Raw genomic sequence first — 15,574 nt, 5'->3', positions numbered from 1 at the left:
GCCCTGCTCGACCACCGGATCGCAGGCATCGCCACGATAAAAACAGCGGGTCGCCCGGACAAAAAAAAGAGGCCGGGGCGCCGCAATGTCGCCCCGGCCTCCATCCCGATTGCCGTCAGATCAGAAATCGGCCTTGATCGTTCCGAATGCCGAACGCGGCATCCCCAGGATCATCGACTGATAGGTATAGGCTTCGGCCCCGCTCATCGGGTTGCCGACTTCGCCCATCGTAGCGACATAGGTCTTGTTGGTGACGTTGTTCAGGTTGAACGACAGGGTCAGGCCCTTGAACACCTGGGCAAACGTCTCGCCATCGGAGGGCTTGCGGATGTGCCACTGCACGCCAAGGTTGGTCATCCAGTAGCCGGGGACGCGATATTGGCCCTGATAGTCGTAGTTGCGCCAGCCGGTGCGGCTCTCGTCGACATAGAAGCTGAGCTTGCCGATGTCGTAGCCCACGCGCGCCTTGTACATCAGGCGCGGATAGTTGACGACCTGCTTGCCCTTGATCTGGTGCACGCCGTTCTGGTCGACGATGTTGTCGTTGTAGACACCGTGGTTGTAGCTGATGCTGTTGGTGATCGACAGGCCGGTGAGCGGACGGACCGACAGCAGGCCTTCCACGCCGTTCATCGTCACGCCGCCCACGTTCGCGACGGTCGAGACCGGGTTGATCGACGAACCCGAAGTGATCTGCTGGAGACGGTTCGAGAAGTCGGTGTGATAGGCATAGATCGACACGTCGAACAGCTTCGAGCCATAGCGATAGCCGACCGCATAAGTCCAGTCGGTCTCGGGCTTGATCGAACCGCTCATCTGGTCGAACGCGGCCTGCGTCACCGCAAACGGCGAAGACGACAGCTTGAAGCCCGACTGCGCATAAGTGCGCGCGTTCTTCGAGATGTCGAAGAACAGTTCATGATGGCCCAGGAACGTCCAGTCCGCGCCGAAGTGCGGCAGGAACGCCTCGGCCGTGGTCAGGCTGACCCCGCTCGCGATATTGCCGATGGCGCCATAATAGCCCTGGTTCAGATAGCCCTTGTCCACGCTCGTCGTGCTCAGGATCGACTTGAAACCGGCGTGCAGCGTCAGGTTGTGCACGGGATGATAGTCATCCTGCACAAAGGCGGTGAACGTGTTGGTATTGTAGGTCTGGTCGAAGATGTTGGCGAACGGATTGACGAAGCGGTCGAGAGGGTTGAGCACCCCGCCCTGGATCACCCCGTTGACCACCGCCGGCAGGGCATAGGCGTTCATCGGCGAGCGGTAATGGTTGTTTTCATACCAGACGCCCATGCCCAGATGGTGCTTGGCGACCTCATAGGACACGCGCGAAACGACGCCGAAACGACGGATCGAGGGTTCCTTGACCAGTTCGCTCAGCAGCGATCCGCCCGGCGAACCGAAATAGGGCGAGGTCCAGGTCGTCTGCGATTCCTCGCCATGGCCATAGGCCGTCGTCACCCAGCGCAGGCGGTCGGTCACCGCGATATCGGCCTTGAGGTAGCCCATCACGTCGCTCTGGTTGGTCGCGCCGTCATAGTAGGAGGCGTCGAGCGGCGCCTTGAGCTTTTCGTACCCGGCCGGGAAAATGCCCTGGGCGGCATTGTAGGCCGCGATGTACCCGCTGGCCTTGCCGTTGTAGTAATAGTCGATGTTGTTGCCCAGCGTGTTGAGAATATCAGGCGACATGTCCTGATAGACCAGCTCGTGGAGGTCGTTCCAGTTGAAGAAGGCGGTCAGCGAACTGTCGCTGCCGAGCGGCTGGACGATCTTGAAATTGACCTGCTGCGCGGTCGAACCGCCGCCGCTCTTCCACTTGTCCTGCGTGTTGCGCATGTAGGACGCATAGAACCGCGTGCCGGTGCTGTTGAGATCGCCGCTGTCGAGGCGCACGAACGTGTGGAAGTTCGAATAGCTGCCGAACCCTTGCGTGACGCTGGCGCCCATCACGTGGCTGGGATCGAGGCTGGTATAAGTGAGCGCGCCGCCCAGGTTGTTGGTCGCGGCCACCGATTCGGCGCCCGCCGACTGGACCATGTCGACACCCGCGACATTTTCCGAAGTCACCGCCTGCATCGGGCTCAACCCGTTGTAGTTGCGATAGGTCATCTCGCCCAGCGGCATTTCGTCGAGCGTCATGCCCACCGCGCGCTGGTCGAAGCCGTGGATGAAGATCTGGCTGGCCCAAGTGCTGATGCCCTGAGGGTCGGCCGACTGGAACGAAACGCCCGGCGAAACGCTGATCGCCGCCATCGGGTTGGCCCCCGAAGGCAGGTCGTCGATCAGGACGCGGCCAATCGAAACTTTCGTGGCATGAACCGCCTTCCGGCCGAGGACGGAGATGACGACACCGCCATCGTCGGAAGCCTGTACCTCGGACGCCGCAGGAGAAGACTCAGACTGCGCAGCCCCGCCAGCATTGTCGGCAGCCATCGCCACCGTGGGGGCAACCGCCAAAGCGGCCAGGACGGCATAAGAAGCCTGCCAGCCCACGAGTACCTTTCGTACCATTTGCTTTCCCTCATGTTCTTTGCGCCCCAGTGCGGGACACAACCTCACCTTGGAAATGATGCAATTCATTTCACATGTTTTTTTTGCACCACACCCCAAAAACACAGGGAAACAATCCGGCAAACAAATATCAATTTTTCTAATCATGCAGCGAGAGCCAGCTTATGGAATTCTCCATCAGGCTTCCTCCTCTCCGGCCAGTCACCCCCTCAAAAACGGCCCGGAATGCAGCCATTGCGCTGGCAGCGCGCACCGGCACGCCGATCACCTGGGTGGGCGAGGCCGGCCCCGGCGGGACATTTAGCGACAGCGCCTTTTGCCAGACTACCGTTTCCTCCGGGAATGCCCCATCTGATGTGAAAAGCGGCACGAAATCATGGCGCAAAGCAGGAACGCCCGGAAGATAAAACCGACCGAAAATCCAGCAAAGCCAATGTATCGAGATGTTTTGGGAAGAAGCCCTGGTGCCGCTTACGTGACTCGAACACGTGACCCCATCATTACGAATTATAGGATATGTGGCGAATTTACCACCTCTGGAAATAACAATCGCTGATTTAATTGGATAATTTATATCTCCACTTATCGCAACTTATCGTTGATTGGAAACGACCTGATGCCTATCTGATGCCTAGAGCAACCGCAGGCATCAGGTGAGATTATGGCCAAGGCCCCCATAACCAAGCGCACAGTAGACGCGGCTAAACCCGGCACCGCCGAGTATGTTGTTTGGGATGATGGTGGAAAGGAAACCGTCAAAGGGTTCGGCCTGAAGGTCACGCCAGCCGGAGCCAAGACCTACATCTTCCAGTATCGCGTCGCACGTGCGGGCATGGCGGACAAAACCGCCCCCAAGAAATTCACCATTGGCCGCCATGGCAATCTGACGCCTGATCAAGCGCGTGCGCGTGCCAAAGAGCTGGCTGCCATGGTGGATGCCGGGATTGACCCGAGGCAGGCCAAGCTCGACGCAGAGGCACAGAAGGATCGTGCAAGGCGCGAGGCGGACGAGAAAGCGCGCCTTGAGAACGAGCTTGAGTTCGAGAAGGTCGCCGAACGCTGGCTGGAGGAATACGAGCTGGATCACCGGGCCAGCAGTGTCGGCCAAGCCAAGGTGTCAATGCGCAAATACCTGATCCCGAAATTGAAGGGGCGCCCGATGCCCCGCATCACCAAGCAGGAACTGCAGGCCGCCTTCGATGCGGTCCCAGCCGGGCAACGAGCCAGCCGACAGCAGGTCTTTGCCTATGCGTCGATCCTCTGGCGCTGGGCGTTCGAGCGGGGTGACATCGAAGACAATATCGTGCCCAGCATGCTCAAGCCCAAAGGCGTGAAGGCGCGCGATAGGGTTTTGGTCGATGCAGAACTGGCGCGGGTCTGGAAAGCAGCGCTGACCTTGCGAGAGCCATTCGGCGCCTATTTCCGCTTACTGATGCTGACAGGACAGCGCCGCGATGAAGTGGCCAGCATGAACTGGTCGCAACTCAACCGCGCCGAAGCCACTTGGACGAAGCAATCAAAGGACGTCAAAAACGAGGTCGCGCATATGGTGCCCCTCGTGCCAGCCGTGATTGCCGAACTGGATGCGCTGGCGTTGGCCCATCAAATCCGCATGGCTTCTCCCAAGCCGGATGCTGCCAAATGGCCCAAGGCAGGGCCTGTCGTTTCGGTGAAAGGCACCCATGCTTTGAGCTGCTATTCACAGGCCAAGGAGGCCATCGACGAAGCCCTTGCCTTGCCGTGCAAGGGGGGCGCCCAAGTCGCGCCTTGGCGGGTGCATGATCTGCGGCGAACCCTTGCCACGGGCCTGCAGAGGCTGGGTGTCCGCTTTGAAGTGACCGAAGCTGTGCTGAACCACGTGAGCGGCGCGAAAAGCGGCGTTGCGGGCATTTACCAGCTTCACGATTGGAAAGACGAAAAGCGCGATGCATTGAGCCGCTGGGCAGACCATCTGGCTGCAATCACTGCTGAAGACTGAGTTGGAAAGCTTGACAGAAATGACGAATGAAAGCGCTCCTTGTCGCGTAATCACCCCTCAAGAGGCAAGGCAGCGCTTGGGGGCTGAAATGACAGAGCAGGCAACCCTTGCGATGTTGATCGACGAGCTACCGAGCCACGCTATTTCTGGCAAAGAAAGAACCGAAGGGTATTCCATCAACGGCATCGGCACGGCGATGCCCGAGGAATATCAAGACCTTGACGCTATGCGCCTCGACACGCTGCGACGAAATCTGTGTGTGGCGGTGGGTCGCACAGAAGACGAGAACTGGAAGGTGGTCATTGGGGCGCCCAACCTCGCGGCTGGCTCATTTCGGCTGCATGTCACGCACCGAATGGAAACAGTCGACGACGAGGGGGACATCGCCTTTCGCGAAGAAACATATGCCCTGCATTACCGTGCGATGCGGTTTGATGAGCGCGCATTTTTGGACACCTTCCCTGAAGCATCCCAATACCAACCACGCAAAGCGGGAGAGCGTGCGAAAGCCAGTCAACCTCCAGTGGCATTCGAGGCAGTCGTCGAATGGGTGCGCGCCTCGCCCGAACAAAACAGCAAGATAGCGTGGAAGCAATACAAAGTAGCAATGGGCGAGGCCTGCCCCAAGCGAGACATCTTTGAGCAGGCATGGAAAGTAGCACGCCCTGACGCTCGGCGCGGGAGACCACGGAAAGCATCCGCAGAATAATCCCGATAAGCAATTTCGTCGGGATTTTTTGTCAGCCTAATTGTTTTGTCACCGCAAACGATGAGGTGACAAACCTATGAATGTTTTGACTACTGAAGAAGCCGCCAAGCTGCTGAAGCTCAGCCAGCCGACCATGAACCGCTTCCGCGTTAAGGGCGATGGCCCTGTGTATGTGAAGCTTGGTGGCGCTGTCCGTTACCGCCAGTGCGACCTTGAGACTTGGCTGGAAAGCCGCACCACCCGCTCCACCAGCGAGGAGCGCGCAGCATGATCAACGCTCTCAAGATCGCCCAAGGGCTGGACCGCAACTATCGCGCTTCGGGCAGTGGCTATGCTTGCAAGTGCCCTGTTCACGACGACCAGACCGCTTCGTTGTCCGTCACGGATGGCAAGGAAGGCCGCGTGCTTGTCCATTGCCATGCAGGCTGCGCCCCCCGCGACGTCATCGGCGAACTGAAGGCACGCAACCTCTGGCCCGAAGCGGCCCCTAAGCACCGCCCTCGCTCGGCTGGCGGCTATGCCGAGGGCGCCAATGATAACCGGAAGGCGACCGCTCCCAAGGGGCAGCGCGGCAAGCTCGCTAAGACTTACGATTATTTTGATCACTGGACCGGCGAACTGAAGATGCAGGTTTTGCGCTATGAACCCAAGGGCTTCAGCCAGCGCCGCCCTGATCCCGACCACCCCGGCCAGTGGATCAAGGCCGTCAGCGCCGAGCACCGCACCCTCTACAAGGCGCAGAGTGTGGCGCAGGCTAATTGCGTGGTCTTGATCGTGGAGGGCGAGAAGGACGTCGATAATCTGACCGCGCTGGGCTTCGTTGCCACCTGCAACCCCGGCGGAGCTGGCAAGTGGCAGGACAATTACAGTGAAATGCTGCGCGATAAGACTGTCGTCTTGCTGCCTGATAACGATGATGCTGGCCGCCGCCATGCCAATGTGGTCGCCTACAAGCTTTCGGGCATCGCTGCGTCTGTCCGCATTGTGCATTTGCCTGATTTGCCCGAAAAGGGCGATGTCAGCGATTGGCTGGCTATCGAGGGTAATGACCGCGCCACGCTTGAGAAGTTGATCGAAAGCAGCGACGATACGCCTCCTGCGTCACCGGCCAGCGCGGCCTCGATTTCGGTGGAAGACTTCTTGTCACGGGAAGGTCGCCTTACCATTTTCGAAGCTGGGTCGGAGGTTGAAGTCGCACAGGTCTTGCATTCCTTGCTGAAGCGGCATTTGGGTACCCTCGTGCATGCCGAAGGCGAGTTCTGGCATTACCGGGAAACCCGCTGGCAGGTGCTCAGCAGGACTGAGTTGTGGCGCGGTGTCCAGCACTTCGACGGCGCAGAGGTGGGAAATGAACGCCCGACCCTGTTGAAGCTGGGCACCAAAAAGATCGAATCCATCTTGCACGAATTGCAGATGATGTGTGCCGTGCCCGACTTCTTCGAAAACCCCGTCATGGGAATCAACTGCGCGTCTGGCTTCATCACCTTTGATGCTGATGGCCAGCCGTCACAGCGCCCCCATGCGCCGAACGACCGCGCACGCCATACGTTGCCCGGTTGCTGGGCGGCTGGCATGAGTGGTGGTGTGCCTTCTGGCAGTCTGCTCGACCGTCTCCTGACTGGCTCCTTTGCCGGTGACGAAGACGCGGCAGACAAGATCAACCTCTTGGCCGAAATCGCGGGCGTTTCGGCGCTGGGCTATGCCACGGAACTGCGCGAGCCGAAGGCTGTGATCTTGTATGGCATGACCGCCGAGAACGGGAAGAGCCAGATTCTGGACCTGATGCGCGGGCTTTTGCCGCCCAGTGCGGTGAGCGCCATCACGGCGGCCAAGATGAGCGACGAGCGCTATGTCGTCGGGCTGGCGGGCAAGCTGCTCAATGCCACGGATGAATTGTCTGGCGCCGCCATCGCCTCGGACACCTTCAAGACCATCATCACGGGCGAGCAGGTCAACGGGCGCGATGTTTACAAGAGTTGCATCGAGTTCTGCCCGCACGCGCAGCATATGTTCGCCACGAATGTTCTGCCGCCTTACAAGGGCGGGATGGACCGTGGCGTGCAGCGCCGCCTCTTGGTGGTCCCGTTCAACCACACCGTGCCCAAGGCCGAGCGCGTCGAGCACATCGGCAAGCGCATCGGGGCCGAGGAGGCCGACTTGTTGCTGGCATGGGCGGTGGCCGGCGCCTCGCGGGTGATCCGCAACCGCGCCTTCAGCGAGCCGCAGTCCAGCAAGAGCGCCTTGCGTGAATGGGTGTGCAAGGCGGATGCTGTGCAGGCGTGGATCGAAATTGGCATCGAAGCCGCACCGGGACATTGGGTGGCGACCAGTGTGGCCTATGAGGCGTTTTGCAATTGGGCGGTTAGCGAAGGCTATATGCGCGACCGCCTGCCCAATGTAAGTTCCTTCTCGGAGCGGCTGCAGTCGACGGTTGCGGGCGTGACGGACAAGCGCACTTCGCGCAAGCGCGGGCTGGTGGGCTTGCGTATCAAGCCGCTGTTTTAATTACTTAATGACGCTGTGACGGGGTGACGCCCTAAAGTGAATGAGTGTGGGGGTTATACTCCTGCACTCATTTGCGCATATAGGAACTTGTTCGGGCCAAAGTGCGTCACTGCGTCACACCCGGCGGCTTTCCGGCCCTTCCATGAGCGCGGGTCCTCCCACGAGGGTGCCCCATCGCAGGTAACGCGCTACCGCAAGAACGCGCTAGTGGCAGCCCTTGAACTTGGTTCCCACACGAACCGGTTTACGCCCTTTCATCGCCATCCCGCCTCGACAGGAAGGCTGGCACGTTCTACTCCATTGCCAAGGCAGGCTCATTTCTGCCAGCGAGTTGAATTGAATGGCAAAGCTAACACAACAAGAACTTGAACGTCACCTTTGGGGGGCTGCCGATATTCTACGCGGCACAGTCGATGCCGGGGATTACAAGCAATACATCTTCGGCCTGCTGTTCTATAAGCGCCTGTGCGACGTGTGGGACGAAGAATACGAGCAGCTTTTGGCCGAAACCGGCGACCGCGACGAGGCTGCTGATCCCGACGAGCACCGCTATGACGTGCCTGCCGAGCACCGCTGGGAGGCAGTGCGCCAGCAGTCCACCTTGATCGGCCAGCGCCTCAACAACGCGCTGGCCGCTATCGAAGACCGCAACCTACGCCTGCGCGGCGTGTTCGGCGATGTGGACTTTGCCAATCAGGACCGCTTCTCCGACGCCCTGCTGGAAAAGCTGCTCTCCCATTTCGAGAAGCACCGCCTGCGCAATGCCGATGTGCCAGCCGACATGCTGGGCGATGCCTATCTCTATCTCATCAAGATGTTTGCAGAAGGGGCGGGCAAGAAGGGTGGCGAGTTCTACACGCCCCGCTCCATCGTCCGCCTGATGGTCGAAATCCTTCAGCCACGCCCCGGCATGTCGATCTATGACCCGACCTGCGGCTCGGCTGGCATGCTGCTGGAGGCCGTGCAGTATGTGAAGGACAAGGGCGAGAACGCCCGTAGTCTGTCGCTCTACGGGCAGGAAAAGAACTTCGCCACTTGGGGCATCGCGCAGATAAACCTGTTCCTGCACGACGTGGAAGACGCCTTCATCGCCAAGGGTGACACCATCCTCAGCCCCAAGCGATACGATCCCAAAGCCCGCGAGTTCGTCGAGGGCATCGGGGCCTATGACCGCGTTCTGGCCAATCCGCCCTTCTCCGAAAAGGTGTGGGGCTACGAGGTCTGGCAGAACGGCGACCCATTCGGGCGCGACGAATATGGCTGCCCACCCAAGGGCTATGGCGACCTTGCCTTTGTGCAGCACATGCTGGCCAGCCTGAAGGATGAAGGCATTCTGGCCGTGGTGGTGCCGCATGGCGTGCTGTTCCGTGGCGGGGCCGAGGGGCGCATTCGGCAGGCCATGCTTGAGGCCGACGTGATCGAGGCGGTCGTCGGCCTGGCTCCCAACCTGTTCTATGGCGCGGGCATCCCGGCGGCGGTGCTCATCTGCCGCAAGAAGAAGCCAGCCGAGCGCCAAGGCAAGGTGCTCATCGTCAATGGCGACGCCACGTTCCAGCCCGGCAAGGCGCAGAACTTCCTGACCGATGAACACATCCATGCGCTGGCCGAGGCGGTGCATGGCTTTGCCGACATCGAGAAACTGGCCCGCGTGGTGCCGGTGGACGAGATCGCCGCCAATGGCCACAACCTCAACATCAGCCGCTATGTGCAAACCGGCGCCGATGCCGAGGCGGTCGATGTCGCGGCGGAAGTCGCCAAGCTGCAAGACCTGATCGCCAAGCGCAACGAGGCTGAGGCCGTGATGTTTGGCCATCTGCGGAGGCTCGGCTATGTCGGGTGAGATCGTCCTCTATAACACCGAAGATGGACAAGCGGCCTTTCAACTCAAGGCGGAGCGCGGGTCGGTATGGCTGACACAGGTGCAGCTTGCCGATCTGTTCGAGACGACCGTTTCCAATATCAACAAGCATATCAAGGCCATCGTCGAGGAAGGCGAGCAGCCGGAGGCAACTATTGAGCAATTCTCAATAGTTCAAACCGAGGGCGCGCGCAGCGTCACAAGGCAAGTCGCCCACTATTCCCTGCCCATGATCCTTGCCGTGGGCTTCCGGGTCCGCTCGCCACGCGGTGCGCAGTTCCGGCGCTGGGCGTCCACCACGCTGGCGGAGTATCTGGTCAAGGGCTTCGCCATGGACGATGCGAAGCTGAAAGACCCCGAGGCCGACTATTTCGAGGAACTGCTTGCCCGCATCCGCGACATCCGTTCGTCGGAAAAGCTGTTCTACAAGAAGGTCTTGGACATCTACGCCACAGCCGTGGACTATGACGGCAGCGCCGAGGCCAGCCAGTTGTTCTTTCAGACTGTGCAAAACAAGATGCATTGGGCGGCGCATGGCCACACCGCTGCCGAGATCATTGATGCCCGCGCCGATGCCACCAAGGACAACATGGGCCTGACCTCATGGGCCAACCAGTCCAAGGGTGGGGCGGTGCGCAAGAACGACGTGGCCACCGCCAAGAACTATCTGAACGCGGAAGAGATCGAGGCGCTGAACCGCATCGTCACCGCCTATCTGGAGTTTGCCGAGTTGCAGGCGATGGCGCGCAAGCCCATGACCATGCGCGACTGGATCGCCAAGCTGGATGACTTCCTGCGGCTGGGCGACCGCGATGTGCTGACCCATGCGGGCCATATCTCTGCCGAGGTCGCCAAGGCCAAGGCGCTGGCGCAATATGACCAATGGCACGCCCGCCAACTTGACGCGCCCAGCGCGGTGGAGGGCGCATTTGTGGAGGCGACGAAAAAGGCAAAGCAGATCGGCGCGGCCCGGCCCAAGACCAAGCCGAAGGGTAAGGGCAAGTGAGCGCGGTGGCGGAACTGGAGCGGGTCGCAGATGAGTCGCCCGATGGATGGCGCAACGCTTGCCTTGGTGATCTCTGCCGGATCAACATCGGAGGAACGCCGCCGCGACACAAGCCGGAGTATTGGGCAACGAACGGCGACGGTCATCCTTGGGTGGCCATTTCGGACCTGCGACAGCCGGTGATCGTAGCGACGAAAGAGCGCATTACAGACGCTGGCGTTGCGAACTCGAACGTCAAGCTGGTGAAGGCCGGAACGATAATGATGAGCTTCAAGCTCACGATTGGTCGGGTCGCGGTTGCAGGCACAGACCTGTTCACCAATGAGGCGATTGCCGCCTTCGTGCCCATCAAGGGTATCGACACATCGTTCCTGCCCTATTGGCTATCGCGCATTGTAGAAGGTGCCGACACGGATCAAGCCATCAAGGGCGTGACGCTGAACAAGCAGAAGCTGGCTGCCTTATCCGGCCCTCTGCCCCCGCTCGACGAGCAGCGGCGGATCGCCGAGGTGCTACGGTCGGTGGATGAGGCGATTGCGGCGAATGAGGCCGCCTTGGCTTCCTGTCGGGAACTGGTCGGCAAGCTGGCGCGAGACGTGACCGACAGTTGCGAAGCCACTACTGCCATGGCTAGTCTCGGAAAGATCGTGACAGGGCGGACGCCATCGCCAAAGCAAGCCGACCTGTGGGGTGGCGATCTACCATTCGTGACACCGGGTGATCTGGTGGCCGGGAACATCTCGGTTTCTGATGCGCCGCGCACTCTTGTGGCGGGCAGCGGTCATGGCGGCACCGTTCTGCCCGCCAACTCGGTTCTTGTAACGTGCATCGGTTCGACTGTCGGCAAGACCGCTGTCGCTCGCGAACGGTGCGTAACGAACCAGCAAATCAACGCCATCTGCTGCCCTGCTCAAACCGCAGGCTTCGTCTATCTCGCCTGTGTCGCGGCCTATGACACGATAGTGGCGAACGCCGGAAAGCAGGCCGTTCCGATCATCAACAAGAGCACGTTCTCCGCAATCGAGGTCCCGGCCTTGAGCCAAGCTGAAATGATCGAGATCAGCGCGATGGTCGATGCCATCGACGGTGAGATCGTGGCTGCGCAGACTTCGCTGGACACGCTTCATCGCACAAAGGCCAACCTCATGTCCGACCTTCTCTCCGGTCGCGTGCGGGTGCCAGAAAATCGGAAGGCCCTATGAGCGAGTATCGCCTTGCCGAAAAGCCCGCGCTCGATGTGCTGGTCGCGATGGGCTGGCAGGCGCTGTCGCCAGCCGCCGCCTTGGCGATGCGGGCGGAGGAAAACCGGGTCATCCTGAAACCCGTGCTGATCGCCGCGCTGCGCGATCTCAATGGCATTGGCGAGGCCGACGCCGAGGCAATCTATGCCGACCTTGCCACCCTGTCCGACAATGAGGACTGGCAGCGCAAGCTGCGCGGCGGCTATTCCCGCCGCCTGACCGGCGAAAACCGCGACAGTCCGATCACGCTGATCGACTTCAAGCACCCCGCCCGCAACCAGTTCCACGTCACCCGCCAGTTCCGCGTGGCCGCCCAGCGCCCGCGCATCCCCGACGTGGTGCTGTTCGTGAACGGCATCCCGCTGGTGGTGATCGAGGCCAAGTCGCCGCTGAAAGCCACGGCGCGAGCCGAGGAAGCCTTTGAGCAGATCAAGCAGTATGAGCGCGACATCCCGCGCCTGTTCGCGCCCAACGCCTTCAACATCGTCACCGATGGCATGGCGACCCTCTATGGCGCGACGGGCAGCCCGGCGCAGTTCTATGCCCCGTGGCCTGATGCGTGGCCCCGGACCCGCGCAGACTTCCCGGACGACCTGTCGAAAGACCTGTGGTGCCTGTGTGAGCCATCGCGGTTGCTGGACCTGCTGGCGCACTTCATCGTGTTCGAGGTGGACCCGGAGACGGGCCGCAAGAACAAGAAGGTCTGCCGCTATCAGCAGTTTCGCGCCGTCAACAAGGCGGTGCAACGGGTTGCAACGGGCGAGCACCGCAAGGGGCTGATCTGGCACACGCAGGGTTCGGGCAAGAGCCTGACGATGGTATTCCTCGCGCTCAAGCTGAAAACCCATCTGACGCTCGACGCGCCCAGCCTCGCCAATCCCAACATCCTTGTGCTGACCGACCGGATCGACCTCGACGATCAGATCAGCAAGACATTCGTCGCCTGTGGCCTGCCCAACCCAACGCAATGCGCGTCTGTGGCGGCGCTGCGCGAGGCGGTGAACCGGGGCGGCAACGGGCAAATCCTGCTTTCCACCATCTTCAAGTTCGCCGGGTCGAAGGAGGCCATCCCCAACTCGGCCAACTGGATCGTGCTGGTGGACGAGTGCCACCGCACGCAAGAAAAGGACTTGGGCGCGTTCCTGCAAGCGACGCTGCCCGATGCCCATTTCTACGGCTTCACCGGCACGCCGATCAAATCCACCGACAAGGACACCTACGCAAGGTTCAGCATCGCCGGGGAAGGCTACCTCGACAAGTATGGCATCGACGACGCGGTACGCGACGGCGCGACCGTGCCGATCCTCTATGAAGGCCGGAAAGCCGACTGGTCGATCAACGAGGCCGAGATCGACATCCTGTTCGACCGCTGGTTCGTCGATCTGCCCGACGACAAGCGCGAGGAATTGAAGCGCAAGGGCCTGACACTGGCGACCATCGCTAAGCACCCCGAACGCGTTCGCCTGATCGCGCTCGACATATGGGAACACTTCAAGGCGGTGTGCCAGCCGGACCGCTATAAGGCGCAGGTGGTCGCGGTGGATCGCGAGTCGGTGGTGCTCTATCGCGCTGCGCTGGCCAAGGTGATTGCCGCCGATCTGGTCAAGGGCAGCATGGATAACGAGGCGGCGCGAGCGAAGGCTGATGCCATGCTAGCTTGCGTCTATTCCAAGAGCCAAGAGGACAACAAGCCCAGCGAGAACGCCGAGGTGGCAGCGCTGCGGGCCGAGCTTGAGGCGCATTACCTCGATGCCGAGGCCGAGAAGGCAGCTAAAAAGGCGTTCAAGATACGCGGGGCCGATCCGCAACTGCTGATCGTCTGCGACAAGCTGCTGACCGGGTTTGACGCGCCCATCGAGCATGTCATGTATCTCGACAAGCCCTTGAAGGAGCACAACCTTCTCCAAGCCATTGCCCGCACCAATCGCACCCACACGTTCAAGGGCGAGGATGGTGGCGAGATTGCCAAGCCCAATGGCCGGATTGTCGATTACATTGGCGTCACCAACCATCTCGACGAGGCGTTGAAGTCTTACCGCGCCGACGATGTGGAGAACGCGCTGCGCGACATCGCCATTTTGCGCAACGACCTCAAGGAAGCCCATGCCCGCTACCGGGCGCAGAAGCGCGCCATGGGGCTGGAAGGCATGGACGAGAAGGCCGCCGCCTATACCGCCGCAGCCATTGCCGCAGACGGGCGGGAAGACGAATGGTTCGACCTCCAGCGCCTGACCCGGACGTTCATCAAGGTCTACGCTGACCTCTCGCCTGATCCGGCCATTCTGGACTTCACCGCCGAAGTGAAGTGGGCGGCGGCGTTCCTGCGCCTCGCCACGCAGGCCATCGCCAAGGACGAAAGCCTCGACCATCGCAGCTATTCAGGCAAGATCAGGGATATGCTGGAGGCGCACGTCCACGTCACCGGCCTGTCCACCACGATCCGACTGCGCAACCTCACCGATCCCAACTTCGCCGACGACTTCGACACCGAAGAGCGGTCCGAGGAAGAGTTGCAGGAAGCCTTCGTGCGCAAGTCTGCCGAGCTTCGCCGCGTCACTCGCGAACTGGTGGACAAGAACCCGGCCCAGTATGGCCGCTTCTCCGAACGGGTGCTGGAGATAATCCGGCGTTTCGAACAAGGGCAGATCGCCGCCGCCGATGGCTTGGCCGACTTCGAGGGGCTGACCGGCGACATACAGGCCGAGCAGGGCGCGCACGCCGAGCTTGGCATGGACGAAAAGGCCTTTTCAATCCTGCGCATCATGGAAGCCATTGCGACCGACACCGCGCACGACGCGTTGCAGGTCGCCGCTATTGCCATCGGCTCGGTCTATGCTGATGCCGCCGCGACGCAGCCTGCCTTTGCGCATATGGAGGCCTATCTGCGAACGCTGCGTCAGCAGGTCCGCCGCATTCTGACCGAACACGGCATCGGCGAAACCAAGACAATCCGCGAAAAGGTCGAGGAGTTCGCCGTCAACGCCTACGGGGCCGGTGCCTGATGCCCACGATCCAGATTGGCCGGGCCAAGATCGCCTACGAGCTTCGCCGCAGCGCCTGCGCCACCGAGCGGCGCATCACGGTGACGCCCGGTCATGTCGAAGTGATGGCGCTCACCACCGATGGCGACGACGACATCGCGGGCTTCCTCGACCGCAAGCGGCAATGGCTATTCAACACCATGCGCGACATGGAGCGCATCGCCGCCAGCCGCCACGCAGTCCCCCGCTTCGCCACCGGCTCCAAGATACCCTACCGGGGGCGCAAGATGGGCCTGACCGTTCGTCGCAGCGACGCTGCGCGAGCCACCGTCATCTATCGCAACGGCTTTATCGTCGATCTGCCGCACTGGGCGGGGGACGATCCAGACCAGCTTGTCGCCAGCGAACTAGAGCACTGGCTCAAGCAGCGTGCTCGCCGTGACGTGAACGAGATCGCCACAGCTATTGGCAAACGGCACACGCTCTCGCCTCGCTCGATCCGCGTCGCAGACTTTGCCCATGGCTGGGGGTCATGTGGGCCGGAAGGCAATGTGCTCATCAACTGGCACCTGATCTTCGCGCCCAAGAAGGTGCTGGAATATGTGGTCGCACACGAGCTGGCGCATTTGCGACATCGGTCGCATGGGCCGGAGTTTTGGGATTACCTTGCCACGATCACTCCGGGCTGGGAGGCTGCCAAGGCTTGGCTGGATAAGCATCAGTCTGGGCTGTCGGCTGAGTTTTTGAATTGAGGTGACGGAGGCCTGACATGGGGGTGCCTT

The 15,574-nt window shown here is 61.0% G+C and carries 10 protein-coding genes; 9 read left to right on the top strand and 1 reads right to left on the bottom strand.

What is annotated here, in order from left to right; genetic code table 11:
• Positions 1 to 120: 120 nt before the first annotated feature.
• Positions 121 to 2,514, bottom strand: coding sequence for a TonB-dependent receptor (locus SBI20_RS16110; RefSeq protein ID WP_317975968.1), 2,394 nt, complete (start codon positions 2,512 to 2,514; stop codon positions 121 to 123).
• Between the two features lie 661 nt (positions 2,515 to 3,175).
• On the opposite strand from SBI20_RS16110, the gene SBI20_RS16105 reads away from it, so the two are divergent.
• From SBI20_RS16105 to SBI20_RS16065, 9 genes are all read left to right on the top strand, one after another.
• Positions 3,176 to 4,492, top strand: coding sequence for a tyrosine-type recombinase/integrase (locus SBI20_RS16105; RefSeq protein WP_317975967.1), 1,317 nt, complete (start codon positions 3,176 to 3,178; stop codon positions 4,490 to 4,492).
• A gap of 112 nt (positions 4,493 to 4,604) precedes the next feature.
• A complete protein-coding gene (locus SBI20_RS16100; protein ID WP_317975966.1) occupies positions 4,605 to 5,201 on the top strand; it encodes a hypothetical protein in 597 nt (198 codons plus the stop codon).
• Positions 5,202 to 5,277: 76 nt separating this feature from the next.
• Positions 5,278 to 5,472, top strand: coding sequence for a helix-turn-helix transcriptional regulator (locus SBI20_RS16095; protein ID WP_317975965.1), 195 nt, complete (start codon positions 5,278 to 5,280; stop codon positions 5,470 to 5,472).
• On the top strand, positions 5,469 to 7,706 hold the full coding sequence (locus SBI20_RS16090; RefSeq protein ID WP_317975964.1) for a phage/plasmid primase, P4 family: 2,238 nt from the start codon (positions 5,469 to 5,471) through the stop codon (positions 7,704 to 7,706). Before SBI20_RS16095 ends, SBI20_RS16090 begins: the two co-directional genes overlap by 4 nt.
• A gap of 340 nt (positions 7,707 to 8,046) precedes the next feature.
• Positions 8,047 to 9,546 (top strand): type I restriction-modification system subunit M, encoded by a 1,500-nt coding sequence (locus SBI20_RS16085; RefSeq protein ID WP_317975963.1) that lies wholly within the window; start codon positions 8,047 to 8,049, stop codon positions 9,544 to 9,546.
• On the top strand, positions 9,536 to 10,570 hold the full coding sequence (locus tag SBI20_RS16080) for a virulence RhuM family protein (protein WP_317975962.1): 1,035 nt from the start codon (positions 9,536 to 9,538) through the stop codon (positions 10,568 to 10,570). The genes SBI20_RS16085 and SBI20_RS16080 overlap by 11 nt, the downstream gene beginning before the upstream one ends.
• Positions 10,567 to 11,772 carry a restriction endonuclease subunit S gene (locus SBI20_RS16075; protein ID WP_317975961.1) on the top strand — a complete coding sequence of 402 codons (1,206 nt, stop codon included), beginning with the start codon at positions 10,567 to 10,569 and terminating at the stop codon, positions 11,770 to 11,772. The genes SBI20_RS16080 and SBI20_RS16075 overlap by 4 nt, the downstream gene beginning before the upstream one ends.
• Positions 11,769 to 14,813 (top strand): type I restriction endonuclease subunit R, encoded by a 3,045-nt coding sequence (locus SBI20_RS16070; RefSeq protein ID WP_317975960.1) that lies wholly within the window; start codon positions 11,769 to 11,771, stop codon positions 14,811 to 14,813. The genes SBI20_RS16075 and SBI20_RS16070 overlap by 4 nt, the downstream gene beginning before the upstream one ends.
• Positions 14,813 to 15,544 (top strand): M48 family metallopeptidase, encoded by a 732-nt coding sequence (locus SBI20_RS16065; RefSeq protein ID WP_317975959.1) that lies wholly within the window; start codon positions 14,813 to 14,815, stop codon positions 15,542 to 15,544. Before SBI20_RS16070 ends, SBI20_RS16065 begins: the two co-directional genes overlap by 1 nt.
• Positions 15,545 to 15,574: the final 30 nt, after the last annotated feature.

This window comes from Novosphingobium sp. IK01 (assembly GCF_033242265.1).
Taxonomy (GTDB): Bacteria; Pseudomonadota; Alphaproteobacteria; order Sphingomonadales; family Sphingomonadaceae; genus Novosphingobium; species Novosphingobium pituita.
Note: the sequence above shows the minus strand (reverse complement) of the source record. Positions and strands in the feature narration are given on the sequence as shown.

What these genes read in the sequence shown, in the direction of transcription:
- SBI20_RS16065 (WP_317975959.1), top strand. Translation starts at nt 14,813, where the DNA reads ATGCCCACGATCCAGATTGGCCGGGCCAAGATCGCCTACGAGCTTCGC.
- SBI20_RS16070 (WP_317975960.1), top strand. Translation starts at nt 11,769, where the DNA reads ATGAGCGAGTATCGCCTTGCCGAAAAGCCCGCGCTCGATGTGCTGGTC.
- SBI20_RS16105 (WP_317975967.1), top strand. Translation starts at nt 3,176, where the DNA reads ATGGCCAAGGCCCCCATAACCAAGCGCACAGTAGACGCGGCTAAACCC.
- SBI20_RS16090 (WP_317975964.1), top strand. Translation starts at nt 5,469, where the DNA reads ATGATCAACGCTCTCAAGATCGCCCAAGGGCTGGACCGCAACTATCGC.
- SBI20_RS16085 (WP_317975963.1), top strand. Translation starts at nt 8,047, where the DNA reads ATGGCAAAGCTAACACAACAAGAACTTGAACGTCACCTTTGGGGGGCT.
- SBI20_RS16080 (WP_317975962.1), top strand. Translation starts at nt 9,536, where the DNA reads ATGTCGGGTGAGATCGTCCTCTATAACACCGAAGATGGACAAGCGGCC.
- SBI20_RS16110 (WP_317975968.1), bottom strand. Translation starts at nt 2,514, where the DNA reads ATGGTACGAAAGGTACTCGTGGGCTGGCAGGCTTCTTATGCCGTCCTG.
- SBI20_RS16095 (WP_317975965.1), top strand. Translation starts at nt 5,278, where the DNA reads ATGAATGTTTTGACTACTGAAGAAGCCGCCAAGCTGCTGAAGCTCAGC.
- SBI20_RS16100 (WP_317975966.1), top strand. Translation starts at nt 4,605, where the DNA reads ATGTTGATCGACGAGCTACCGAGCCACGCTATTTCTGGCAAAGAAAGA.